General features: G+C 60.6%; 37 protein-coding genes. 35 read left to right on the plus strand and 2 right to left on the minus strand.

Translation table 11 applies throughout. The features are described from left to right. Positions 1-102 precede the first annotated feature (102 nt). A complete protein-coding gene (locus AACZ17_RS06360; RefSeq protein ID WP_290742582.1) occupies positions 103-504 on the minus strand; it encodes an NINE protein in 402 nt (133 codons plus the stop codon). Between the two features lie 208 nt (positions 505-712). On the opposite strand from AACZ17_RS06360, the gene AACZ17_RS06365 reads away from it, so the two are divergent. The 30 genes from AACZ17_RS06365 (at position 713) to rplQ (ending at position 15,226) form a co-directional block, all read left to right on the plus strand. Further along, positions 713-955 (plus strand): DUF465 domain-containing protein, encoded by a 243-nt coding sequence (locus AACZ17_RS06365; RefSeq protein WP_290742584.1) that lies wholly within the window; start codon positions 713-715, stop codon positions 953-955. Between the two features lies 1 nt (position 956). Next, positions 957-1,280 (plus strand): TraR/DksA family transcriptional regulator, encoded by a 324-nt coding sequence (locus AACZ17_RS06370; RefSeq protein WP_290742587.1) that lies wholly within the window; start codon positions 957-959, stop codon positions 1,278-1,280. A gap of 133 nt (positions 1,281-1,413) precedes the next feature. Further along, positions 1,414-1,725: a 30S ribosomal protein S10 gene (rpsJ, locus tag AACZ17_RS06375; protein ID WP_206558412.1), complete on the plus strand. Its 312-nt coding sequence runs from the start codon at positions 1,414-1,416 to the stop codon at positions 1,723-1,725. Positions 1,726-1,847: 122 nt separating this feature from the next. Next, positions 1,848-2,483 carry a 50S ribosomal protein L3 gene (gene rplC, locus AACZ17_RS06380; RefSeq protein ID WP_290742595.1) on the plus strand — a complete coding sequence of 212 codons (636 nt, stop codon included), beginning with the start codon at positions 1,848-1,850 and terminating at the stop codon, positions 2,481-2,483. Positions 2,484-2,501: 18 nt separating this feature from the next. Beyond that, on the plus strand, positions 2,502-3,119 hold the full coding sequence (rplD, locus tag AACZ17_RS06385; RefSeq protein WP_290742598.1) for a 50S ribosomal protein L4: 618 nt from the start codon (positions 2,502-2,504) through the stop codon (positions 3,117-3,119). After that, the gene (gene rplW / locus AACZ17_RS06390) at positions 3,116-3,412 is read left to right on the plus strand and encodes a 50S ribosomal protein L23 (protein WP_027950940.1); all 297 of its coding nucleotides are present in this window, start codon (positions 3,116-3,118) and stop codon (positions 3,410-3,412) included. Before rplD ends, rplW begins: the two co-directional genes overlap by 4 nt. A 14-nt stretch (positions 3,413-3,426) precedes the next feature. Continuing rightward, a complete protein-coding gene (gene rplB / locus AACZ17_RS06395; RefSeq protein ID WP_290742602.1) occupies positions 3,427-4,254 on the plus strand; it encodes a 50S ribosomal protein L2 in 828 nt (275 codons plus the stop codon). 38 nt (positions 4,255-4,292) lie between these two features. Then, the gene (gene rpsS, locus AACZ17_RS06400) at positions 4,293-4,568 is read left to right on the plus strand and encodes a 30S ribosomal protein S19 (RefSeq protein WP_027950938.1); all 276 of its coding nucleotides are present in this window, start codon (positions 4,293-4,295) and stop codon (positions 4,566-4,568) included. A gap of 28 nt (positions 4,569-4,596) precedes the next feature. Continuing rightward, positions 4,597-4,935: a 50S ribosomal protein L22 gene (rplV, locus tag AACZ17_RS06405; protein WP_290742607.1), complete on the plus strand. Its 339-nt coding sequence runs from the start codon at positions 4,597-4,599 to the stop codon at positions 4,933-4,935. A 17-nt stretch (positions 4,936-4,952) separates the two neighbouring features. Next, positions 4,953-5,624 (plus strand): 30S ribosomal protein S3, encoded by a 672-nt coding sequence (gene rpsC / locus AACZ17_RS06410; RefSeq protein ID WP_290742610.1) that lies wholly within the window; start codon positions 4,953-4,955, stop codon positions 5,622-5,624. An 11-nt stretch (positions 5,625-5,635) separates the two neighbouring features. Continuing rightward, entirely contained in the window at positions 5,636-6,049 is a 414-nt protein-coding gene (gene rplP, locus AACZ17_RS06415) for a 50S ribosomal protein L16 (protein ID WP_290742613.1), read from the plus strand. Beyond that, a complete protein-coding gene (gene rpmC, locus AACZ17_RS06420) occupies positions 6,049-6,240 on the plus strand; it encodes a 50S ribosomal protein L29 (RefSeq protein ID WP_290742617.1) in 192 nt (63 codons plus the stop codon). The genes rplP and rpmC overlap by 1 nt, the downstream gene beginning before the upstream one ends. Positions 6,241-6,242: 2 nt before the next feature. Next, a complete protein-coding gene (rpsQ, locus tag AACZ17_RS06425; protein ID WP_290742620.1) occupies positions 6,243-6,509 on the plus strand; it encodes a 30S ribosomal protein S17 in 267 nt (88 codons plus the stop codon). 40 nt (positions 6,510-6,549) lie between these two features. Further along, a complete protein-coding gene (gene rplN / locus AACZ17_RS06430; protein ID WP_027950932.1) occupies positions 6,550-6,918 on the plus strand; it encodes a 50S ribosomal protein L14 in 369 nt (122 codons plus the stop codon). Between the two features lie 26 nt (positions 6,919-6,944). Then, positions 6,945-7,259, plus strand: a complete 315-nt coding sequence (gene rplX, locus AACZ17_RS06435) for a 50S ribosomal protein L24 (protein ID WP_290742625.1) — start codon at positions 6,945-6,947, stop codon at positions 7,257-7,259. 23 nt (positions 7,260-7,282) lie between these two features. Then, positions 7,283-7,822, plus strand: a complete 540-nt coding sequence (gene rplE, locus AACZ17_RS06440) for a 50S ribosomal protein L5 (protein WP_339637960.1) — start codon at positions 7,283-7,285, stop codon at positions 7,820-7,822. Between the two features lie 10 nt (positions 7,823-7,832). Then, entirely contained in the window at positions 7,833-8,138 is a 306-nt protein-coding gene (gene rpsN / locus AACZ17_RS06445) for a 30S ribosomal protein S14 (protein WP_339637961.1), read from the plus strand. Between the two features lie 15 nt (positions 8,139-8,153). Beyond that, on the plus strand, positions 8,154-8,549 hold the full coding sequence (gene rpsH / locus AACZ17_RS06450; RefSeq protein ID WP_339637963.1) for a 30S ribosomal protein S8: 396 nt from the start codon (positions 8,154-8,156) through the stop codon (positions 8,547-8,549). 24 nt (positions 8,550-8,573) lie between these two features. Beyond that, on the plus strand, positions 8,574-9,101 hold the full coding sequence (gene rplF / locus AACZ17_RS06455) for a 50S ribosomal protein L6 (RefSeq protein WP_339637965.1): 528 nt from the start codon (positions 8,574-8,576) through the stop codon (positions 9,099-9,101). A gap of 10 nt (positions 9,102-9,111) precedes the next feature. After that, a complete protein-coding gene (gene rplR, locus AACZ17_RS06460) occupies positions 9,112-9,462 on the plus strand; it encodes a 50S ribosomal protein L18 (RefSeq protein ID WP_339637967.1) in 351 nt (116 codons plus the stop codon). Positions 9,463-9,471: 9 nt separating this feature from the next. Further along, positions 9,472-9,984, plus strand: a complete 513-nt coding sequence (gene rpsE, locus AACZ17_RS06465) for a 30S ribosomal protein S5 (RefSeq protein ID WP_290742641.1) — start codon at positions 9,472-9,474, stop codon at positions 9,982-9,984. A gap of 18 nt (positions 9,985-10,002) precedes the next feature. After that, entirely contained in the window at positions 10,003-10,185 is a 183-nt protein-coding gene (rpmD, locus tag AACZ17_RS06470) for a 50S ribosomal protein L30 (protein ID WP_027950924.1), read from the plus strand. A gap of 15 nt (positions 10,186-10,200) precedes the next feature. Next, a complete protein-coding gene (rplO, locus tag AACZ17_RS06475; protein WP_290743300.1) occupies positions 10,201-10,635 on the plus strand; it encodes a 50S ribosomal protein L15 in 435 nt (144 codons plus the stop codon). Beyond that, positions 10,636-11,958, plus strand: coding sequence for a preprotein translocase subunit SecY (gene secY, locus AACZ17_RS06480; RefSeq protein WP_339637968.1), 1,323 nt, complete (start codon positions 10,636-10,638; stop codon positions 11,956-11,958). A gap of 32 nt (positions 11,959-11,990) precedes the next feature. Then, positions 11,991-12,107, plus strand: a complete 117-nt coding sequence (gene rpmJ, locus AACZ17_RS06485; protein ID WP_084639065.1) for a 50S ribosomal protein L36 — start codon at positions 11,991-11,993, stop codon at positions 12,105-12,107. Between the two features lie 149 nt (positions 12,108-12,256). Beyond that, a complete protein-coding gene (gene rpsM, locus AACZ17_RS06490) occupies positions 12,257-12,613 on the plus strand; it encodes a 30S ribosomal protein S13 (protein ID WP_290742653.1) in 357 nt (118 codons plus the stop codon). A gap of 75 nt (positions 12,614-12,688) precedes the next feature. After that, positions 12,689-13,081 carry a 30S ribosomal protein S11 gene (gene rpsK, locus AACZ17_RS06495; protein WP_027950920.1) on the plus strand — a complete coding sequence of 131 codons (393 nt, stop codon included), beginning with the start codon at positions 12,689-12,691 and terminating at the stop codon, positions 13,079-13,081. A gap of 33 nt (positions 13,082-13,114) precedes the next feature. Further along, positions 13,115-13,735 (plus strand): 30S ribosomal protein S4, encoded by a 621-nt coding sequence (rpsD, locus tag AACZ17_RS06500; protein WP_290742657.1) that lies wholly within the window; start codon positions 13,115-13,117, stop codon positions 13,733-13,735. Positions 13,736-13,773: 38 nt separating this feature from the next. Next, entirely contained in the window at positions 13,774-14,778 is a 1,005-nt protein-coding gene (gene rpoA, locus AACZ17_RS06505; RefSeq protein WP_290742660.1) for a DNA-directed RNA polymerase subunit alpha, read from the plus strand. Between the two features lie 58 nt (positions 14,779-14,836). Continuing rightward, entirely contained in the window at positions 14,837-15,226 is a 390-nt protein-coding gene (gene rplQ / locus AACZ17_RS06510) for a 50S ribosomal protein L17 (protein ID WP_027950917.1), read from the plus strand. Between the two features lie 326 nt (positions 15,227-15,552). Here rplQ and uvrA read toward each other — a convergent pair whose 3' ends face one another. After that, on the minus strand, positions 15,553-18,438 hold the full coding sequence (uvrA, locus tag AACZ17_RS06515; RefSeq protein ID WP_290742664.1) for an excinuclease ABC subunit UvrA: 2,886 nt from the start codon (positions 18,436-18,438) through the stop codon (positions 15,553-15,555). A gap of 203 nt (positions 18,439-18,641) precedes the next feature. Here uvrA and AACZ17_RS06520 point away from each other — a divergent pair, with 203 nt between their 5' ends. The 5 genes from AACZ17_RS06520 (at position 18,642) to glp (ending at position 23,115) form a co-directional block, all read left to right on the plus strand. Continuing rightward, positions 18,642-19,811: an MFS transporter gene (locus AACZ17_RS06520; protein ID WP_290742667.1), complete on the plus strand. Its 1,170-nt coding sequence runs from the start codon at positions 18,642-18,644 to the stop codon at positions 19,809-19,811. A 129-nt stretch (positions 19,812-19,940) separates the two neighbouring features. After that, positions 19,941-20,444: a single-stranded DNA-binding protein gene (gene ssb / locus AACZ17_RS06525; protein ID WP_290742670.1), complete on the plus strand. Its 504-nt coding sequence runs from the start codon at positions 19,941-19,943 to the stop codon at positions 20,442-20,444. 48 nt (positions 20,445-20,492) lie between these two features. Then, positions 20,493-21,386, plus strand: coding sequence for a sugar nucleotide-binding protein (locus AACZ17_RS06530; protein ID WP_290742673.1), 894 nt, complete (start codon positions 20,493-20,495; stop codon positions 21,384-21,386). Beyond that, positions 21,386-21,919, plus strand: coding sequence for a molybdenum cofactor biosynthesis protein B (gene moaB, locus AACZ17_RS06535; protein WP_290742675.1), 534 nt, complete (start codon positions 21,386-21,388; stop codon positions 21,917-21,919). Before AACZ17_RS06530 ends, moaB begins: the two co-directional genes overlap by 1 nt. Further along, the gene (glp, locus tag AACZ17_RS06540) at positions 21,916-23,115 is read left to right on the plus strand and encodes a gephyrin-like molybdotransferase Glp (RefSeq protein WP_290742678.1); all 1,200 of its coding nucleotides are present in this window, start codon (positions 21,916-21,918) and stop codon (positions 23,113-23,115) included. The genes moaB and glp overlap by 4 nt, the downstream gene beginning before the upstream one ends. Positions 23,116-23,126: the final 11 nt, after the last annotated feature.

Below are 23,126 nucleotides of genomic sequence, written 5' to 3' on the forward strand. Positions count from 1 at the left end.
CCGTGAAGGCGGCCGCACCGTGGGTGCTGGCGTCGTCGCCAAGATCATCGAGTAAGCGTAGCGGCTACGACGAAAAGCCCGGCCCAGTGCCGGGCTTTTTCGTTACTGGCGTTGCAGGTTTTTCTCGGATATCTGGCTGTTCAGCGTGAGAAAGTCATACAGGACACCGAGGCCCAGCAGGCCCAGGGTCAACAGGTAGATGAGTCCCGTAACAATCTTTCCCATATAGAAGCGGTGCACGCCGAACACGCCGAGGAAGGTGAGCAGAATCCACGCCAGACTGTAGTCCGTAGGGCCCTCCACATAACGGCGATCCGCGTCACGGGCCATCCCCGGGATCAGGAACAGGTCGATAATCCAGCCGATAAACAGCAGCCCTAGAGTGAAGAACCAGATCACCCCGGTGATCTGTCGCCCATAGTAAAAGCGATGGGCGCCGATAAAGCCAAAAATCCAAAGCAGGTATCCGATAAGGACCGAATGGGTTTCGTTGTCATTGCGCATGGCTGCTTTGCTCCGTGACGAATGTCCATGCATCGTCACTGCTCGCCGGCCCGGCGTCAAGCTCTGGTCGTAGATGACGGGGCGCGACCCGGGGCCCGCTTGTCATGATCTGGATCATGGCGCCGCACAGGGTGTCTGTTCTAGGCTGGTACGCTGCCGGCAGCTGCCGCTACCCGGTGGTTTCACCTCAAATAAGCAAGGAGTTCCCATGTCAGTAGAACACCACGACCTCGTCCACGAATTCCCGGAGTTTCGTGAGCGCATCCACAAGCTGAAAATGAACGATGCCCACTTTCGCAAGCTGTTCGATGAGTACCACGAACTGACGCGGGAAGTGGAAAACATGGAGAATGAAGTGACGCCGGTTGCGACCCACACGGAAGAGCAGGCCAAGGTGCGCCGGCTGCATCTCAAGGATGCGCTGTACTGCATGCTCAACGCGGCGGTTTGACATGACTTCAGACAGCACGGCCGAAGTACGCGCACAGCTCAACGCAACCCTGGCCGAGCTGGAGCGACGCCTGGCCAGCATCAAGCGCGACGTGACGCGCAGCCACTCCGGCGACTGGGCGGAGCAGGCCCAGGAGCGGGAGAATGACGAGGTGGAGGATGCCATCGGCGTGGAAACCAGGCAGTCGATTGCCGATACCCGCGCCGCCCTCGCCCGTCTGGACGCCGGTACCTACGGTAGCTGTGAGCGTTGCGGGGAGCCCATCAGCGCGGCGCGCCTGCAGGTATTGCCGACGGCGGCGCATTGTGTGAATTGTGCAGACTGAAGTCGGCCCTTCCCGGGCAAAATAATCCTGTACGCTGCTTGACAGCCTGTAGGGCGCTCTTTAGAATTCGCGTTCCTTTTTCGGGGGGCTCCATTGCGGACCCCTGGTTTTTTATTGATTGGAGTTAGGTCTGGTGCAGAACCAACGCATTCGCATTCGCCTCAAGGCTTTCGACCACCGCCTGATAGATACGTCTACCCAGGAAATCGTGGAAACGGCGCGCCGCACAGGCGCCCAGGTGCGGGGGCCGATCCCGCTCCCGACCCGCAAAGAGAAGTATACCGTGCTGGTTTCCCCGCACGTGAATAAGGACGCTCGTGACCAGTACGAAATTCGTACCCACAAGCGTTTGTTGGACATCGTGGAGCCTACCGAAAAAACAGTAGACGCCCTGATGAAACTGGACCTGGCAGCAGGTGTAGAAGTACAGATCAGTCTTGGTTAACGACAATTCGTAGCAAGACCTGCCCGTAGGCCCGGTGGCCTGCGGGTGTGTAACGCCCGGTTCTTTAAAGCAAGGCGGGGCGGCCATAGAGGGTAAGCCCCGTACACTGAGAGGTTAGCAAGATGACTATTGGCTTAGTCGGCCGTAAGTCCGGTATGACTCGTGTTTTTACCGAGGACGGCGCATCCATACCAGTAACCGTAGTGGAGGTCACTCCAAACCGCGTTACTCAGATCAAAGAACTCGATAGCGATGGCTATCGTGCGATCCAGGTCACAGCGGGCAGCCGCAAGGCCTCGAAAGTGAGTAAATCAGCAGCGGGCCACTTCGCGAAGGCGGGTGTGGAAGCCGGTACCGGTCTCTGGGAATTCCGTCTGGCGGATGGCGTTGAGGCCCCCGCAGTGGGTTCCGAGCTGACGGTGGCGCATTTTGCCGCCGGCCAGAAGGTCGACGTGGCCGGCAAGTCCAAGGGTAAGGGCTTCCAGGGCGTGATCAAGCGCTGGAACTTCTCCATGCAGGACGCGACACACGGCAACTCGCTGTCGCATCGCGCCCCGGGCTCCATTGGCCAGTGCCAGACGCCGGGTCGTGTGTTCAAGGGCAAGAAAATGTCCGGGCACATGGGCGCGGAAACGGTGACCACCCAGGGTCTGGAGATCGTGCGTGTTGATGCGGAGCGCAACCTGCTTCTCATCAAGGGCGCTGTCCCCGGTGCACCCGGCGGAGACGTTATCGTGCGTCCCGCGGTCAAGGCTTAAGGTTAGGGGGTCTCTAACGTGGAATTGAGTGTAGTCAAGCCAGGTAACGCCGCAGCGGGCACGGTTTCAGTGTCTGATGTCGCCTTTGCCCGCGAATACAACGAAGATCTGGTGCACCAGGTGGTGACGGCCTATCTGGCCGGTGCGCGCCAGGGTACACGTGCGCAGAAGACGCGCTCCGATGTCAGCGGTGGTGGCAAGAAGCCCTGGCGTCAGAAGGGTACCGGTCGCGCTCGCGCGGGCACCATTCGCTCGCCGATCTGGCGCACCGGTGGTGTGACCTTTGCGGCGCGCCCGCAGGATCACTCCCAGAAAGTGAACCGCAAGATGTACCGTGCGGCCATGCGCTCCATTATGTCCGAACTGGCCCGTCAGGATCGCCTGCTTGTGGTCGAGAGCATGGATCTCGAGGCGCCCAAAACCAAGCTGCTAGTCAAGCAGCTGGGTGAATACGGTCTGGACAACGTGCTGATCGTCACGGCAGAGCTGGGTGAAAACCTGTATCTGGCAGCGCGCAATCTGCACAAGGTTGATGTGCGTGATGTGGACGGTGTGGATCCGGTCAGCCTGATCGCCTACGACAAGGTGATGGTCACTGTGGATGCAGTGAAGAAGATTGAGGAGATGCTCGCATGAACCAGGAGCGGATTTTCCAGGTGCTGGTAGCGCCGCACGTGTCGGAGAAAGCGGCGGTGCTGGCGGATGCCAACAACCAGTATGTATTCAAGGTCGCCGTGAATGCTACCAAGGCCGAAATCAAGAAGTCGGTTGAGCAGCTTTTCAAGGTAAAGGTGGATGCGGTCCAGACCCTCAAGGTCAAGGGCAAGGTCAAGCGTAACAAGTATGGCCTCAGCGCGCGTCCAACCTGGAAGAAGGCATATGTTCGTCTGGAGCAGGGTCAGGACATCGACTTTGCCGTGGCTGAATAAGGAGTAGGTGCGAGATGGCAGTTTTAACAAGTAAACCGACATCGCCCGGACGCCGTCACGTCGTTCGCGTGGTGAGCGAGGATCTGCACAAGGGTGCACCCTACGCTCCGCTGCTGGAAAAGCAGAGCCGCCGCGGTGGCCGTAACAACAATGGCCGCATCACCGTGCGCCACGTTGGCGGTGGTCACAAGCAGCACTACCGGATCATCGACTTCAAGCGCTCCAAGGACGGTATTCCGGCCAAGGTCGAGCGCCTGGAGTATGACCCCAACCGTACGGCAAGCATCGCCCTGTTGCTGTTCGCCGATGGCGAGCGTCGCTACATCATCGCTCCGAAGGGTGTGAAGGCTGGCGATACCCTGCAGTCCGGCTCGGCGGCCCCGATCAAGACCGGCAACTGCCTGCCCCTGCGCAATATTCCGGTGGGTTCGGTGATCCACGCAGTGGAGCTGAAGCCCGGCAAGGGTGCCCAGGTCGCGCGCTCGGCTGGCGCTTCGGTGCAGCTGGTGGCCCGCGAGGGTCAGTACGCAACCCTGCGTCTGCGCTCAGGCGAGATGCGCAAGGTGTTGTCCGACTGCCGCGCCACGATCGGCGAGGTCTCAAACTCTGAGCACAGCCTGCGCAAGCTGGGTAAAGCCGGTGCCTCGCGCTGGCGTGGTGTGCGCCCGACCGTTCGCGGTGTGGCCATGAACCCGGTCGATCACCCGCATGGTGGTGGCGAAGGCCGCACCTCAGGTGGCCGTCACCCGGTGAGCCCGTGGGGCACGCCGACCAAGGGCTACAAGACGCGTTCGAACAAGCGCACTGACGGCCTGATTGTACGCCGTCGTGGCAAGAAATAAGTTCGGTCGATAGAGCCGAGAGATTAGAGGAAGACACTGTGCCGCGTTCACTGAAAAAAGGTCCCTTTATCGACCTTCACTTGATGAAGAAAGTTGAAGCAGCGATTGAAAGCAACGACCGTCGCCCGATCAAGACCTGGTCGCGCCGTTCCATGATATCGCCGGATATGGTCGGTCTGACAATCGCCATCCACAATGGCCGTCAGCATGTGCCGGTCCTGATCAATGAAGACATGGTTGGTCACAAGCTTGGAGAGTTTGCGGTAACGCGTACGTTCAAAGGGCACATTGTGGACAAGAAGGCGAAGCGCTAAGCGCTGGTCTATAGCGAGGTTTAGGAAAATGGAAGTTGCAGCAAGACTGAAAGGTGCGCGGATCTCGGCCCAGAAGGCCCGCCTGGTTGCAGACCAGGTGCGCGGTAAGCCTGTCGAGGAGGCGCTGAGCCTGCTCGAATTCAGCACCAAAAAGGCAGCTCACATCGTCAAGAAGATTCTTGATTCTGCGATTGCCAATGCTGAGAACAATGAAGGCGCGGATGTGGATGAGCTCAAGGTGTCCAGCATCTTTGTCGACGAAGGTATGACCATGAAGCGTCTGCGGCCTCGCGCCAAGGGTCGCGCGGATCGCATTTTCAAGCGCTCCTGTCATATCACAGTGAAAGTTGCAGACGGCCAAGGCTAAGTTCAGGAGAAGACCACATGGGTCAGAAAGTACATCCGGTCGGCATACGTTTAGGTATCGTCAAGGATCACAACTCGATCTGGTATGCGGATAGCAAAAACTATGCGAAAACGCTGATTACCGATCTTGAGGTGCGCAAGTACATCGAGAAGACGCTGGAGCACGCTTCCGTGAGCCGCGTCGTTATTGAGCGCCCGGCGCAAACCGCACGCATCACCATTCACACAGCCCGTCCCGGTATCGTGATTGGTAAGAAGGGTGAGGATGTTGACGGCCTGCGCAAGACACTTGCAGACAAGATGGGTGTGCCGGTGCACATCAACATCGAAGAGATCCGTAAGCCCGACCTGGATGCGAAGCTGGTTGCCCAGAACGTGGCGCAGCAGCTCGAGCGCCGTGTGATGTTCCGTCGCGCCATGAAGCGCGTGGTGCAGAACGCGATGCGCCAGGGTGCCGAGGGTATCAAGATCCAGGTCGGTGGTCGTCTGGGCGGTGCAGAAATTGCGCGTACCGAATGGTACCGCGAAGGTCGTGTGCCGCTGCACACCCTGCGCGCAGACATCGACTACGCGACCTACGAGGCATCTACCACGTACGGCATCATCGGCGTCAAGGTGTGGATCTTCAAGGGTGAAGTGATTGGCACGGAGAACCATTCCGACAGCGCCAAGAAGACAGCAACTAATTAAGGGTTACGCAGATGCTTCAACCTAAGCGTACAAAATTCCGCAAGATGATGAAGGGCCGCAACCGCGGCCTCGCAGAGCGCGGCAGCAAGGTCAGCTTTGGCGAGTTCGGCCTCAAGGCCACTGGCCGCGGCCGTATTACTGCGCGCCAGATCGAGGCAGCTCGTCGTGCGATGACCCGCCACATCAAGCGTGGCGGAAAAATCTGGATCCGGGTCTTCCCCGACAAGCCGATCACCGGCAAGCCGTTGGAAGTACGTCAGGGTAAGGGTAAGGGTAACGTTGAATACTGGGTGGCCCAGGTTCAGCCGGGCAAGGTTCTGTACGAAGTGCAGGGTGTGTCCGAGGAGCTTGCGCGCGAGGCGTTTGCCCTGGCAGCCGCGAAGATTCCGGTAGCCACTACATTTGTTAAACGGTCGGTGATGTGATGAAAGCTAGCGAATTGCGTGACAAGTCCCCCGAGGACCTCAACAAGCAGCTGCTCACCCTGCGTGAAGAGCAGTTCAAGCTGCGCATGCAGAAGTCCACTGGTCAGCTGGGGCAGACACACCTGCTGCAGCAGAACCAGCGCGACATCGCACGCGTCAAGACTGTGCTGAACGAAAAGGCGGGTAACTGAACATGTCTGGTGCAGAAAAGCGTATACGGACGGCAACCGGCAAGGTTGTCAGCAACAAAATGGACAAGACCATCACGGTCCTGATCGAGCGGCGGGTCAAGCACCCGGTGTACGGCAAGTACATCACCCGTTCGTCGAAGATCCACGCGCACGACGAGAACAACGTCTGCAGTATTGGTGACACCGTGAAGGTGACCGAGTCCCGGCCCATTTCCAAGAGCAAGACCTGGAAGTTGCTCGAAGTAGTGGAAAACGCCCAGCAGGTTTAAGCGCTGTAATTTGCGGCCTCGCCGCAGTTTGGAGTAAGAGATGATTCAGACAGAGTCGTATTTGGAAGTCGCTGACAACAGCGGTGCCCGTCGGGTGATGTGCATCAAGGTGCTGGGTGGCTCCAAGCGTCGCTATGCGCGCGTCGGTGACCTCATCAAGGTGACGGTGAAGGAAGCAATCCCGCGCGGCAAGGTCAAGAAAGGCCAGGTCATGACGGCGGTTGTGGTGCGTACGCGCAAGGGCGTACGTCGTCCCGATGGCTCGCTGATCAAGTTCGACGATAACGCCGCCGTACTGCTGAACAACCAGCAGGCGCCGATCGGCACCCGTATTTTTGGCCCCGTAACTCGTGAGCTGCGCGGCGAGAAGTTTATGAAGATTATTTCTCTGGCTCCCGAAGTAATCTGATTCGGCCAGGAGGAGAGGAAACTGTAATGTCCAAGATCAAGCGCGATGACGAAGTGATTATCCTGGCCGGCAAGGACAAGGGTAAGCGCGGCAAGGTTCGCAAGGTGCTCGCTGACAATCGCGTGGTTGTCTCCGGCATTAACATGGTGAAGAAGCACACCCGGCCGAACCCGCAGATGGGCGTCGCCGGTGGCATCGTCGAGCGCGAAGCGCCGATCCAGGTGTCCAATGTGGCAATTTACAACCCGTCGACCAGCAAGGCCGACCGGGTGGGTTACAAAGTTGATGGGGATACCAAAGTGCGTATCTTCAAATCCAGTGGCGAGGCGATTGACGCCTGATTCGGGGGTCAAGGGTAAAAGACATGGCAACGTTGAAAGAAAGGTACAAGAGCGAAATCGCTCCTCGGCTGCGGGAAGAGCTGGGTTTGAGCAATGTGATGGAGATACCCCGCATCACCAAGATCACCCTGAACATGGGTGTTGGTGAGGCCGTGGGCGACAAGAAGGTGTTGGAGAACGCTGTCGCCGACATGGAGAAGATCTCCGGCCAGAAGCCCGTGATCACCCTGGCCCGGCGCTCCATTGCTGGCTTCAAGATCCGTGACGGCTGGCCGATTGGCTGCAAGGTCACACTGCGTTCCGACCGCATGTACGAGTTCCTGGAGCGCCTGATCACCATCGCGATCCCGCGGATCCGCGACTTCCGCGGTATCAGTCCGAAGTCGTTTGACGGCCGCGGTAACTTTGCCATGGGTGTCAGCGAGCAGATCATTTTCCCGGAAATCGAGTACGACCAGGTGGACACGCTGCGCGGTATGGATATCACCATCACCACCACGGCTCGTACGGATGATGAAGGTCGCGCCCTGATGCGTGCTTTCAACTTCCCCCTGAAAGGTTAAGAGGCAAGTAATGGCTAAGAAATCGATGATCGCACGTGAGAAAAAGCGCGCGCAGATGGTGGTCAAGTATGCCGGCAAGCGCGCCGCGTTGAAGGCCATCCTGAACGATCAGAACGCATCCGATGACGCCAAGTGGGACGCGCAGATCGCTCTGCAGAAGCTTCCACGCGACGCCAGCCCGGTACGCAAGCAGCGTCGTTGCCAGCTCACCGGTCGTCCTCACGGCGTCTATCGTAAATTTGGCCTGTGCCGCAACAAGCTGCGTGAAGCAGCGATGCGCGGTGATGTACCGGGTCTGGTTAAAGCCAGCTGGTAACGGAGAGATTCGATCATGAGTATGCAAGATCCGCTGTCAGATATGCTGACCCGCATCCGGAACGCACAAATGGCCGGCAAGGCCCGGGTAGAAATGCCGGGTTCCAAGCTCAAGGCTGCTGTTGCCGAGGTGCTCAAGCAGGAAGGTTACATCAGTGACTTCGCGGCCTCCGCCGAGTCGGGCAAGCCGCGCCTCAGCATCGAGCTGAAGTATTACGAAGGCAAGCCCGTCATCGCCGAGATTGACCGTGTGAGCCGCCCTGGTCTGCGTAGCTACGCGGCCAAGGACGAATTGCCGACGATTCGCAACGGACTCGGAGTGGCCATCGTGTCCACGTCCAAGGGCGTTATGACCGACCGGGCAGCCCGCGCTGCCGGTGTTGGTGGCGAAGTGCTCTGCACCGTTTTCTAGAATTACTGAAGAAGGGCATTCAACATGTCTAGAGTCGCAAAAAATCCGGTTCAGCTGCCGAAAGGGGTGACCGTAACCCAGAGCGGTCGCGACGTGACCGTCAAGGGTGGCAAAGGCACGCTGGCGCTCGAGTTGGGCGTGGGTATCGCCATCAACGAAGAAGATGGTGCTCTCAATATCGCCTATGACGGCGACAAGAGCAAAGCGCTTGCCGGTACCACGCGCGCGCTGCTGAACAACATGGTGATCGGCGTCAGCGAAGGCTGGGAAAAGAAGCTGGTACTCAACGGCGTTGGCTACCGCGCCAAGGCAGACGGCAAGTCGGTGAACCTCACCGTTGGCCTGTCGCACCCGGTTGACTATCAACTCCCGGAAGGCGTAAGCGCTGAAACGCCGACCCAGACCGAAGTCGTGGTCAAGGGTATCGACAAGCAGGCTGTAGGCCAGGCGGCTGCAGAGATTCGCAGCTTCCGTCCGCCAGAGCCTTACAAGGGCAAGGGTATTCGCTACGCCACTGAGAACGTGCGGCGTAAAGAAGCCAAGAAGAAGTAGGTAGGTTGAGATGAGTGCAAAGAATGATTCAAGGCTGCGTCGCGCACGTCGCGCTCGCAACCGTATGCGTGAGCAGGGCGTCAATCGTCTCAGCGTGCACCGTACGCCACGGCATATCTACGCCCAGATCATCGCGCCCGCAGGGGATCGTGTTCTGGCCAGCGCCTCGACGCTGGACAGCAGCCTGCGTGCTGGCAGCACCGGCAACCAGGAAGCTGCGGCAGCCGTAGGCAAGCTGGTGGCGGAACGCGCCAAGGCCGCCGGAATCGAGAAGGTTGCGTTTGATCGCGCAGGCTACAAGTACCACGGACGTGTCAAGGCGCTTGCCGATGCTGCCCGTGAAAGTGGACTGGAATTCTAGGGTAAGGTTATGGCGTTTAACGATCAGAAGAAGCAGCAGCAGGACGGTGATCTCCAGGAGAAGCTGGTACAGGTCAACCGTGTTGCCAAAGTGGTCAAGGGTGGCCGGATCTTCAGCTTTACCGCGCTGACTGTTGTTGGCGATGGCAATGGCAAGGTCGGCTTCGGCCGCGGCAAGGCGCGTGAAGTGCCTGTTGCGATCCAGAAGGCGATGGAAGCCGCACGTCGCAACATGATCCAAGTGGAGCTGAGCCACGGCACCATCCAGTATCCGGTCAAGGCCAGCCACGGCGCCTCCAAGGTGTACATGCAGCCTGCGTCTGAAGGTACGGGCGTCATCGCCGGCGGCGCGATGCGTGCGGTGCTTGAAATCGCCGGGGTCCACAACGTACTGGCCAAGTGCTACGGCTCTACCAACCCGGTAAACGTGGTGCGTGCAACCTTCAACGGTCTGCGCGACATGTCTTCACCGGACGACGTGGCGGCAAAGCGCGGCAAAACTGTCGAAGAAATTCTGAACTAATTACTGGGTTGGCGAGTCATGGCTAAAGCTACTATCAAAGTGACGCAGACCAAGAGCGTCCACGGTCGGTTGAAGAACCACCGCGCCTGTATCGCGGGCCTGGGTCTGCGCCGAATTGGTCATACCGTAGAGGTGGAAGATACCCCCTCTGTGCGCGGCATGATCAATAAAGTGAACTATATGGTTCGGATCGAGGAGTAAATCATGTCAGACGTAATGCGACTGAATACCCTGGGGCCGAACCCGGGTTCGCGCAAGGAAGGCAAGCGCGTTGGCCGTGGTATCGGCAGTGGCCTGGGCAAGACAGCGGGTCGCGGGCACAAGGGGCAGAAGTCACGCTCCGGCGGCACCGTGCGTCCCGGTTTTGAAGGCGGCCAGATGCCCTTGCAGAAGCGCCTGCCCAAGTACGGCTTCACGTCACGTGTGTCCCGTACGACTGCGCAGGTTCGCCTGGGCGAACTGAATGCCGTCGACGGTGATGTCGTGGATATCGATGCGCTGAAGGCAGCTGACGTGATTCGTCAGGACGTGCTTCGCGTGCGGGTGTTCCTGTCAGGCGAGCTGAGCAAGCCTGTGACCGTCAAGGGCCTGGTTGTGACCAAGGGCGCCCGTGCTGCCATTGAGCAGGCCGGCGGGAAGGTCGAGGAATAAATGGCGACGGGTCAGCTGCCAGGGTCTAACAAGGCAGGACTGGGCGAGCTTTTTGCTCGCCTTCGTTTTGTTTTGCTGGCCATTATCGTTTACCGGATTGGTACCCATATACCTGTCCCGGGGATAGATCCTGCCCAGCTGGCGGCGCTGTTCAACCAGAATCAGGGCACGATACTGGGGCTGGCGAATATGTTCTCCGGCGGCGCATTGGAGCGCATGAGTATTCTTGCGCTGGGGATCATGCCTTACATCTCTGCATCCATCATCATGCAGTTGATGTCGGCAGTGACGCCGCAGCTGGAAGCGCTGAAGAAAGAAGGCGAGTCTGGCCGTCGCAAGATCAGCCAGTATACGCGCTACCTGACGGTTGTCCTCGCCATCATCCAGGCGACCGGCATGACGGTGGGTATGGCCAACCAGGGGATGTCCTACGACACCTCGGTGGTCTTCTACGTTATCGCGATTACCTCACTGGTAACCGGCGCGGTATTCATGATGTGGCTGGGTGAGCAGATCACCGAGAAAGGCGTGGGTAACGGGATATCCCTGTTGATCTTCGCCGGTATTGTTGCCGGCCTTCCCGCGGCGATTGGACAGTCGCTGGAGCAGGCGCGCCAGGGCGAACTGAACATCCTGGTGCTGCTGTTTATCCTGACGCTGGCCGTAGCCGTCATCTACATGATTGTGTTCATCGAGCGCGGTCAGCGCCGGATAACGGTCAACTACGCCAAGCGCCAGCAAGGTCGGAAGATGATGCAGGCGCAGAGCTCGCACCTGCCGCTGAAGGTGAACATGGCAGGGGTGATTCCGGCAATTTTCGCCAGCAGCATCCTGCTGTTCCCGGCGTCCATCGCGCAGTGGTTCGGTTCAGGCGGTTCTGCGGACTGGCTGCAGGACCTGGCGCTGGCCATTGGCCCGGGGCAGCCGCTGAACATTCTGTTGTTCACGGCGTTTGTGGTGTTCTTCTGCTTCTTTTATACGGCGTTGATGTTCAATCCGCAGGAAGTGGCCGACAACCTGAAGCGTTCCGGTGCCTTTGTACCCGGTATCCGCCCCGGTCAGCAGACAGCGAACTACATTGACGGCGTGTTGACCCGGTTGACGGTTTTCGGCTCTGCCTACATCGCGCTGGTGTGTCTGATGCCCCAGTTCCTGGTGGTGATGTGGAATGTACCGTTCTACCTGGGTGGTACGTCGCTGCTGATCGTGGTGGTCGTGGTCATGGACTTTATGGCCCAGGTGCAGAGCCACTTGATGTCTCACCAGTACGACTCGGTGATGAAGAAAGCGAAGCTGAACAACTATGGTGCTTCCGGTCGCTAAAAAGTGCTGGCCGGTCATTGGAGAGAAGTGAAATGAAAGTACGTGCATCAGTAAAGAAGGTCTGCAGGAACTGCAAGGTGGTCCGTCGCAAGGGCGTCGTGCGTGTTATCTGCAATACCGATCCGCGTCACAAGCAGCGCCAGGGCTGATCGGCCCGGGAAACTGACTGTTGATTTTTAGTAAACATATCGCTAGAATGCTGCGCCTTTCGCGCCACACACCCTCGACCTTGCAGGTTGAGCGGTCAGGTGTTTCTGCCCAGTGCAAAGCGACGATTTGAGTATTTGGAGAAAGTTGGATGGCTCGTATTGCCGGCGTCAACATACCTGATAACAAGCACACCGTTATCGCTCTGACCTACATTTTTGGCGTGGGTCGTACACAGGCGCGCCGCCTGTGCGTCGAGGCCGGTGTCGCCGAGGACGTGAAGATTGGCGATCTCGACGAGGCGCAGATGGACGCGCTGCGGACCAAGGTGGGCGAAATGACGGTCGAGGGCGACCTGCGTCGTGAAGTGTCCATGAACATCAAGCGCCTGATGGACCTGGGTTGCAACCGTGGCCTGCGTCACCGTCGCAGCCTGCCGCTCCGCGGTCAGCGCACCAAGACCAATGCTCGTACCCGCAAGGGGCCGCGCAAGCCGATTCGCAAGTAAGGGACTCGTACCCGCGAATCCTTTTTAGTGTAGCTGCACCGGGTGCAGTGTTGATATTAAAGCAGGAAAAACAGTATGGCCAAGCCAGGTGGCAAGACCACTCGCAAGAAGATTACCAAGACCGTGGTGGACGGCATTGCGCACGTTCACGCGTCTTTCAACAACACGATCATCACTATCACTGACCGCCAGGGCAACACCCTGAGCTGGGCAACTTCTGGTGGTTCCGGTTTCCGTGGCTCACGTAAGAGCACGCCGTTTGCGGCCCAGGTCGCTGCAGAGCGCGCCGGTGAAGCAGCCAAGGAATATGGGCTGAAGAACCTCGATGTTCAGGTGAAAGGCCCTGGCCCCGGCCGTGAGTCCGCAGTGCGCGCGCTCAATGCCTGTGGCTACAAGATCACCAACATCACCGACGTGACGCCGATTCCGCACAATGGCTGCCGTCCGCCCAAGAAACGTCGCGTCTAATATCAAGACAAGCGCTTAGCAGGAACAACTGACATGGCTCGATACATTGGACCCAAGTGCAAGCTGGCCCGCCGCGAAGGAACAGACCTGTTCCTCAAGAGCGGTGTGCGCGCACTCGAAAGTAAGTGCAAACCCGAATCCGCCCCCGGTCAGCACGGCGCACGCCGCGGCCGTCTGTCTGATTACGGTGTACAGCTGCGTGAAAAGCAGAAAGTGCGCCGTATCTACGGCATACTGGAGAAGCAGTTCCGCAACTACTACAAGGAAGCCGCTCGCCTGAAAGGCGCTACCGGTGAAAACCTTCTGCAGTTGTTGGAAAGCCGCCTCGACAACGTCGTTTACCGCATGGGCTTCGGCTCCACGCGTGCCGAAGCGCGTCAGCTGGTGTCCCACAAGGGTATTCTGGTCAACGGTGCGGTGGTCAACGTCGCATCCTACCAGGTGAAGGCAGGCGATGTGGTGTCCCTGCGGGAAAAGGCAAAGAAGCAACTGCGCGTGCAGTCTGCCCTGGCACTGGCCGCTCAGCGCGGTGATGCCGAGTGGATTGATTTCAATAGCGATAAGCTGGAAGGAGTGTTCAAGTCAGCCCCTGAGCGCCAGGATCTGTCTTCCGAGATCAACGAAAACCTGATCGTGGAACTGTACTCCAAGTAATCCGGACTTAGGACTAACCTACTCATACAGGTGCCAGAATGCAGACAGCAGTAAACGAATTTTTGACTCCGCGGGTTATCAACGTCGAAGAAAAGACGAGCACTCGTGCGCAGGTCACCCTGGAGCCGCTGGAGCGGGGCTTTGGCCATACGCTCGGCAACGCCCTGCGTCGCATACTGCTGTCTTCCATGCCCGGCTGCGCCATTACGGAAGTCGAAATTGACGGCGTGGAGCATGAGTACAGCGCTATCGAGGGTGTGCAGGAAGACGTTATCGAGATCCTGCTGAACCTCAAGGGTGTTGCCCTGGTCATGAACGGCAAGGATGAAGCTGAGCTGACCCTGAGCCGCAAGGGCCCCGGTGTAGTCACTGCGGGTGATATCCAGGTTGACCATGACATCGAGATCCGCAATCCCGATCACGTGATTTGCCACCTCAATGGCAACTCGGACATCAGCATGAAGCTGACCGTGGCTCGCGGCCGCGGCTACTCACCGGCTGATTCCAGGGAGAACCCTGAAGAGGAGACGCGGGCGATAGGCCGGCTGCACCTCGACGCCACGTTCTCACCCATCAACCGGGTGGCCTATGTGGTGGAAGCGGCGCGTGTCGAGCAGCGGACTGACCTCGACAAGCTGGTGCTCGACCTCGAAACCAACGGCACCATCGATCCCGAAGAGGCTATCCGTCGTGCAGCGACCATCCTGCAGCAGCAGTTGGCCGTGTTTGTCGACCTCGAAAGTGAGAGCCAGAGCGAGTCTGTGGTTGAGGAAGACGAAGTCGACCCCATCCTGCTGCGCCCGGTCGATGACCTTGAGCTGACAGTGCGTTCCGCCAACTGTCTGAAAGCAGAGAATATTTACTACATCGGTGACCTCGTTCAGCGCACTGAAGTTGAACTGCTGAAAACCCCGAACCTGGGCAAGAAGTCACTGACTGAAATCAAGGATGTACTGGCGTCCCGCGGCTTGTCGCTGGGTATGCGCCTGGACAACTGGCCGCCGGCCAGCCTCCGAAACGACGACCGGGTGTTGAGCATCTAAACACACGAGTTACCAGTTGGCAGTGCTGAGATAGCACAGAGAGTATAGGAAAGGAAAAATGCGTCACCGTCATAGCGGACGTCAGTTGAATCGGAATGCCTCCCACCGCAAGGCCATGTTCCGTAACATGACCGTGTCTCTGGTAGAGCACGAGTTGATCAAAACCACTTTGCCCAAGGCGAAAGAGCTGCGCAGCTACGCTGAGCCGCTGATCACCCTGGCCAAGAGCGACAGCGTGGCGAATCGTCGCCTCGCCTTTGATCGCATGCGCGACAAGGCTGCAGTGGGCAAGTTGTTTGCCGAACTCGGGCCGCGCTACCAGGCGCGTCCGGGCGGTTACATTCGCATCATGAAGTGCGGCTATCGCGCGGGCGACAAGGCTCCCATGGCCTACGTCGAACTGGTCGATCGCCCAGCGTCGGATGACGTGGCAAGCGAGGAGGCGTAAAGCCTTCCATTAAAAAGCCGGGCACCGCCCGGCTTTTTTGTGCCCGCAATTCGCCGCGAAGACAACACGCGCTCGCGGTGTTAATCACGACAAGCTCACCAGCGTTACCCCGCCACAGCGAACCACCCCAGTACGACAAGCCCACCAGCGTTCCCCCGCCACAGCGAACCACCCCAGCACGACAAGCCCAGCAGCGTTACCCCGGCCGCAGCGGACCGTCGGCGGCCAGGACGGCCGCCGCCGAGCCCCCATGGACGGGTTCACGGCGTGTCCGCAGTGGCCGGGGTAACGCTGCTGGGCGCCGGCACCACCACAGCCTGCGCAGCCTACGCAGCCGCCTTCTTCTTCCGCTTCCGCACAGCCCCGGCCTTGCTGGGCCCGCCGGCAGCGCGCGTCAACAGCGGCTTGAGGAACATCCCGGTATATGAACCGGGCGCTTCCGCAACCTCCTCCGGCGTACCTGTCGCGATAATCTGGCCGCCGCCCGAGCCGCCTTCCGGCCCCAGGTCTACCAGCCAGTCCGCCGTTTTGATCACATCCAGGTTGTGCTCAATGATCACCACGGTATTGCCGTGATCCCGCAGGCGGTGCAGCACCTCCAGCAGTTGGCGAATGTCCTCAAAGTGCAGGCCCGTGGTGGGCTCATCGAGGATGTACAGAGTCTTGCCGGTATCGCGCTTGGACAGTTCCCGCGATAGCTTGACTCGCTGTGCCTCCCCACCTGACAAGGTAGTTGCTGCCTGTCCGAGGCGTATGTAGGACAGGCCGACATCCATCAGTGTTTGCAGCTTGCGCGCGATGGCCGGCACCGGCTCGAAGAAGGCCAGCGCATCTTCCACCGTCATCTCCAGCACCTCGTGGATATTCTTGCCCTTGTAGCGGACTTCCAGCGTCTCGCGGTTATAGCGCTTGCCCTTGCAGACATCGCAGGGGACATAGATGTCGGGCAGGAAGTGCATCTCTACCTTGGTGACGCCATCGCCCTGGCAGGCTTCACAGCGACCCCCCTTGACGTTGAAGCTGAAACGGCCGGGTTTGTAGCCACGCGAGCGCGCCTCCTGGGTGCCGGAGAACAATTCCCGCACCGGGGTAAAGATGCCGGTATAGGTCGCCGGGTTGGAGCGGGGCGTGCGGCCAATCGGGCTCTGGTCGATGTCGATGCATTTATCGATGTGCTGCATGCCAGTGATCGCCGAGTAGGGCGCCGGTGTCAGGGTGGTGGCACCATTGAGCTCGGTAGCGGCGAGGGGGTACAGCGTGTTGTTGACCAGGGTGGACTTGCCGGAGCCGGATACGCCCGTGACGCAGGTCAGTAGCCCCAGTGGCAGCTCCAGGGTGACGTTTTGCAGGTTGTTGCCCGTGGCGCCAGAGAGCGTGAGCATTTTCTTGCGGTCCACAGGGGTGCGCTTTGCGGGTACGGCGATAGAGCGCTTGCCGGACAGGTAGGCGCCAGTCAGGGAGTCCGCGTTACCCACGATATCCGCCAGGCTGCCCTGGGCCACAATACGCCCACCGTGCACCCCCGCCCCCGGGCCTATGTCAATAATGTGGTCAGCGCTGCGAATGGCGTCCTCATCGTGCTCTACTACCAGAACCGTATTCCCCAGGTCGCGCAGATGCGTCAGCGTGCCGAGCAGGCGTTCATTGTCCCGTTGATGCAGGCCGATAGACGGCTCGTCGAGTATGTACATCACGCCGACCAGACCGGCGCCAATCTGCGAAGCCAGGCGTATGCGCTGTGCCTCGCCACCGGAGAGGGTTTCCGCGCTGCGGCTCAGCGTCAGGTAATTCAGCCCCACATCGACCAGAAAGCGGTACCGCGCACGCAGCTCCTTGAGGATCTTGCCGGCGATTTCACCCTTGCGGCCCGGCAGGGTCAGGTTGCCGAAGTAGATCTCCGCCTCGCCCACCGGCATCTCCGCAATGCTGGGCAGGTCGCGATCGTCCACGAATACGTGGCGTGCATCCCGGCACAGGCGGGTGCCGCCGCAGTCAGGGCAGGGTTGCGTCGACATGAACTTGAACAGCTCTTCACGCACCGACTGGGACTCCGTGTCCCGATAGCGCCTTTCCATATTGGGCAGTATCCCCTCAAAGGGATGCTTGCGCTTGTAGACGTCGCCGCGATCATTCATGTAGGCGAAGCTGATCTCCTCATTTCCACTGCCCTGGAGAATGGCCTGCTGGTGGGCTTTCTTCAGCTGTGCAAAGGGGGTGTCGATGGAGAAACCGTAGTGGTCGGCGAGGCTGGTCAGCATGTGGAAGTAGTACACGTTGCGCCGGTCCCAGCCGCGTATGGCGCCTTCGGCGAGGCTGGACTCCGGGTGCAGGACGACACGCGCCGGGTCGAAATACTGCTTGACGCCCAGGCCGTCACAGCTGGAGCAGGCACCGGCGGGGTTATTGAAGGAAAACAGCCGCGGCTCCAGTTCGTCGATGCTGTGGCCGCAGACGGGGCAAGCGAAACGGGCGGAGAACATGATGTCCCCGCCGTCGCCCTCCATGGGGCTGATCGTGGCGAGGCCATCGGTGAGGCCCAGCGCCGTTTCGAAGGATTCCGCCAGTCGCAGGCTGAGATCGGCGCGCACCTTGAAGCGGTCTACCACCACCTCGATGTCATGTTTGCGCTTTTTGTCGAGGTCGGGAAGGTCATCAAGCTCGGTGATAATGCCATCGACCCTGGCACGTACAAAGCCGGCGGCGCGCAGCTCCTCAAAGACATGCAGGTGCTCACCCTTGCGCGCCCGCACCACGGGCGCCAGCAACATCAGTTTGCTGCCCTCGGGCATGGCCAGCACGGAATCGACCATCTGGCTCACCGTCTGGGCCTGCAGGCTCTCACCGTGTTCCGGGCAGCGCGGTTCCCCGACACGTGCGTACAGCAGGCGCAGGTAGTCGTATATCTCGGTAATGGTACCCACGGTGGAGCGCGGATTGTGGGATGTGGACTTCTGTTCGATGGAAATAGCGGGCGACAGACCCTCGATATGGTCCATGTCGGGCTTTTCCATCATCGACAGGAACTGCCTGGCATAGGTGGACAGCGACTCCACATAGCGCCGCTGCCCTTCGGCATACAGCGTGTCGAAGGCCAGTGAAGACTTCCCCGACCCCGAGAGCCCGGTGATGACAACCAGTTTGTCCCGGGGGATGTCGAGGTCGATGTTCTTCAGGTTGTGGGTGCGTGCACCGCGGACGTGAATGGTGTCCATGTGTCTCCGGTCGGGGGGTATCGGTCGAACCCGACAGTATAGGTCGTGTTGTCGTGTCGAGGCAAAAGGTTACCGGGTGGTACGCAGGCGTCTGCCGAGTGGATGCCACAGCGAAAGCGAAGCTGTTACCATAGCGGCTTTTGCAAAGTGCCTGTCCTGCTGTGATTACCAAACATCCCATGTCGTCCGTTGAGCGGCGCTCAGTGGCCTCACTGGCTTTGCTGTACAACGTGCGCATGCTGGGCCTGTTCATGGTGCTGCCGCTACTGGCCCTGTACGCCGTGGACTTTGCCGGCGCGACGCCCACCCTGATCGGGGTGGCGCTGGGCGTGTACGGGCTCACCCAGGCGTCACTGCAAATCCCCCTGGGCTGGCTCTCCGATCGCATCGGCCGCAAGCCGGTGATTATTGGCGGTCTGCTGGTATTTGCGGCGGGCAGTGTGGTGGCAGCACTGGCCGAGAGCATCCAGGGCATCATTCTTGGTCGCGCCCTGCAGGGTGCCGGGGCGATTGCCAGCAGTGTGATGGCTCTGGTGGCTGATCTCACGTCCCGGGAGCAGCGCACCAAGGCGATGGCGGTGGTGGGTGCGAGTATTGGCCTGGCCTTCGCCCTGGCCCTCGTGCTGGGGCCGCTGATAGCGGGAATGGGCGGGCTGGAGGCCGTGTTCGGCGTCACTGCGGCATTGGCGTTGTTGGGTATCGTGGTGGTGCTCTGGCAGGTGCCGGACCCGCCTCGCAGCGGGGTGACCTACACCGAAGTTGGCACGCGGCCCCGCTTGTTCCGCGCCAGCCTGCGCAACGGCACGCTGCTGCGGCTGGATATCGGCATTTTTGTCCTCCATTTTGTGCTCATGGCCAGCTTCCAGATTGTACCCGGGGCGCTGGAGTCGGTGGTTGGGCTGGCTCGCGAGCACCATTGGCAGATTTACCTGCCCGCGGTTGTGCTGTCGGTGCTGGGCATTCTGCCCATGATGCGGCTGGCGGAGCGCGGCGGCCGCCACCATCTCGTGTTTCTTGTCGCTATCGCCGTATTGATGGTGGCTCTGGCGCTGCTCGGTCTGGCAGCCACGCCGTGGCTGTTTTGCGTGGCACTGTGGCTATTCTTCGTCGGGTTCAACTACATGGAGGCGGTACTGCCCTCCCTGGTCAGCAAGGCGGTGGCACCCGAGGCCAAGGGCACGGCGCTGGGCATATTCTCCACCGCGCAGTTTCTCGGTATTTTCGCCGGCGGTGCCGCGGGTGGCTGGGTACTCCAGCACTACGGCGTCGTTGGCATTACCGAGTTGTGCCTGCTGGTTATCGCGGTGTGGATGCTGGTGGCACTGCCGGCACCTGTTCACGGCGAGTCCGGACTGGGCGAAGCCGCGCCCTGAGTGCCGGGCGCCAGCCGGGGCCGGAACCGATGGGTTTTGGCGTGATGTGGTGTCGCAATTGCACAGGTGGATTGTTATAGTCCTCGCAGTTATTTCCAATCGCCAACCGTCCACGAAAGAGGAGTTACCATGGCTTCACGGGGCGTCAACAAAGTCATACTCGTCGGTAATCTGGGCGCGGATCCGGAAGTGCGCTACATGCCGTCAGGCGGTGCGGTGACCAACGTCAATCTGGCCACCTCCGAGAGCTGGAAGGACAAGCAGACCGGCCAGCCCCAGGAGCGCACGGAGTGGCACCGCGTGGTGTTCTTCAATCGGCTGGCGGAGATTGCCGGTGAATACCTGAAAAAGGGCTCCAAGGTGTATGTTGAAGGCTCTCTGCGCACGCGCAAGTGGCAGGCACAGGACGGCCAGGACCGGTACACCACGGAAATCGTGGCCAACGAGATGCAGATGCTGGACAGTCGCCCCGGCGGCGGCCAGATGGGCGGCGACAACTATGGGCGCGATGAGTACAACCAGAGCGCGGCGCCGCAGCAGCAAGCTCCCGCCGCATCGGGCGGCGCACGTGCGCCGGCGAGCAATACACCTCCCGGTGACTTTGACGACTTTGACGACGACATTCCTTTCTGAGGCGGTTGTTTCGCCCGCAGCGTGCGGCAGTGATCCGGGGGGGCTGGTGTGCGCGTCCTCTTGATCGGTTCGGACAGCTCTCTGGGACTGGCCCTGGCGGATCACCTGAAGCGCTGGGGTCGGCACGAGCTTGAAAGTGTTTCCAGCTCGGTGTCGCGCTGGAAAAGCGAGCGCCATGCCAAGAAGGTTGTGCGCCGCGCGCGTGCGGACATCGTGGTTGATGTGCGTCTGCAGGGCGCAATCGACAGCGGCGAGTTGATCAACGAACTGGATGTTGAGCGCAGTCACTGGTTGGCCAAGGCCTGCCAGCGCAGTGATGCCAGCTATTTCCTGGTGTCCAGCGCGCGCGTGTTCGCAGGCGATGCGGAGCGCGGTTATCGCGAACAGGACCCCCCTGACAATCCTGAAACGGTGGGTCGCTTGCTGGCGGCGGCGGAAACCCGCGCCAGCGAGACCTGCGAACGGCACGTGGTGCTGCGTCTCGGCCCGGTATTTTCAGCAGCCGGCGTCAACGTGTTGTCGCATATGCTGGAACAGCTGATCGCCGGCGGGACCCTGTCACTGGACAACCAGCTCAGGGGCTGCCCCGTTGAGTCCCTGGACGCCGCCCGGGTTGTGGCAGGCATGCTCGACCAGTTGGGTGCCGGCGCCGAGTCCTGGGGTATCTACCATTACTGCAGCACGGATACGACCAACTGTTATGAGTTTGCAGAAGCGTTGCTGGCTTCCGCCTCGCAGTTCTCACGGTTCTCGCCCGACGCCGTGCAGTTGCAGTTGCTGGGTGGCCCGGGCCGGGCGCTGAACCGTTCACTGCAGTGCAACCGCATCCGCAGCACCTTTGCCATCAAACAGGTTTCCTGGCGCAGTTTCGTCGCCGATACCGTGCGCCAGTATTTCTATCAACGTCAACAACAACAGGCAAGCAAGGAGGCCTCAGGCTGATGTCTGCATCGTCCGCAAGCGGCCCGGGGATCGGTCTCTCGATTGCCGTGCTGACGGTATCCGACACCCGTACGCCCGACACCGACACCTCGGGCCAGTATCTGGTGCAGGCGCTTGAAGCCGCGGGTCACAGCTGCTTCGCGCACAACATCGTGCCCGATGACATCTACCAGATTCGCGCGCTGCTGTCGGTCTGGATAGCCGAGCCCGCCGTGCAGGTGGTGCTGGTGACCGGCGGCACCGGGTTTTCCGGGCGCGATTCCACGCCTGAAGCGGTGGCGCCGCTGTTCGATAAATCCATTGAGGGTTTTGGTGAAGTGTTCCGCGCCTTGTCGTTTGCAGAAATCGGATCGTCGACGGTGCAGTCGCGTGCCCTGGGCGGCCTCGCCAACAACACGCTCATCTTCTGCATGCCGGGTTCCACCGGTGCCTGTCGCACCGCCTGGACTGGCATTATTCGTGAACAGCTGGACAGCGATCACCGGCCCTGTAACTTCGTTGGGGTGCTGCGGGCCCGCGCTACGCTGTCGTGAAGCCGCTACTGCCGGTTGATGAAGCGCTGGCGACCCTGTTGGCCAGCGCCCCCCCACCGCCTGCCAGCGAGCTGCGCTGTCTGCAGACGGCGTGTGGCATGGTGCTGGCCGACGATGTGATCGCCTCCGTCGCGGTGCCACCGGAGGACAACAGCGCCATGGATGGCTACGCGCTGCGCGCCCGCGACGCCACCGCCCCGTTGCCCGTCAGCCAGCGTATTGCCGCCGGACAGGCTCCCGAACCCCTGATGCCGGGGACGGCGGCACGGATCTTTACCGGTGCTCCGGTGCCTGCAGGCGCTGATGCCATCGCTATCCAGGAGCAGTGTGCCGAGGTCAACGGCACCGTGGTGGTCCAGGGAGCGGTGCACCCGGGCGACAATATCCGACCGTGTGGACAGGATATCCCTGCAGGTGCCCGTGTGCTGGCTTGCGGCAGGCGTCTGCGCGCGGAAGACATCGGGCTGCTGGCCTCGGTGGGGCTTGCGCAGGTGTCTGTTCGCCGCCCGCTGCGGGTCGCATTGCTGGCCACCGGTGATGAGCTGGTCGAACCCGGCGTCGCCCTGCGAGCGGGGCAGATCTACAACAGTAACCGCTATATGCTCGCGGCACTGGTGCGCGGCCTGGGCATGCAGGTAGTCGACTGTGGCAGCGTGGCGGACACGCCGGAGGCCACTGCCGCAGCGCTGGAGCAGGCGGCGGGCAGCGCCGACTGCGTGATCAGCTCGGGTGGTGTGTCCGTGGGCGACGAGGACCATGTGCGCCGTCAGGTGGAGCGGCTGGGTTCGCTGTCACTGTGGCGTCCTGCCATCAAGCCGGGCAAGCCGCTGGCGTTTGGGGAGGTCGCCGGTGTGCCGTTTCTCGGCTTGCCCGGCAACCCGACCTCCAGTTTTGTCACCTTCTGCCTGCTGGCCAGGCCCTTCCTGTTGCGCTTCCAGGGTGCCAGTGACGTAGAACCCCTCTGGCTGCGTGCCCGTGCCGGATTCAGCCGTCCCAGGCCGGACAGCCGGCAGGAATATCTGCGGGTGAGTGTGAGTGCCGGGCCCGATGGCCCGCGTGCGGTGCCCTTCGCCAACCAGAGTTCGGGGGTGCTGAGTTCGGTGTGCTACAGCAACGCCCTGGCCTGCGTGCCCCCCGCGACCTGCGTTGTGGAAGGGGACTGGCTGGACGTGGCGCTACTGGATTCCCTGGGCTGAGTCTGGTGCCC

Source organism: uncultured Haliea sp., assembly GCF_963973825.1.
In the GTDB taxonomy this organism is placed as follows: Bacteria; Pseudomonadota; Gammaproteobacteria; order Pseudomonadales; family Halieaceae; genus Haliea.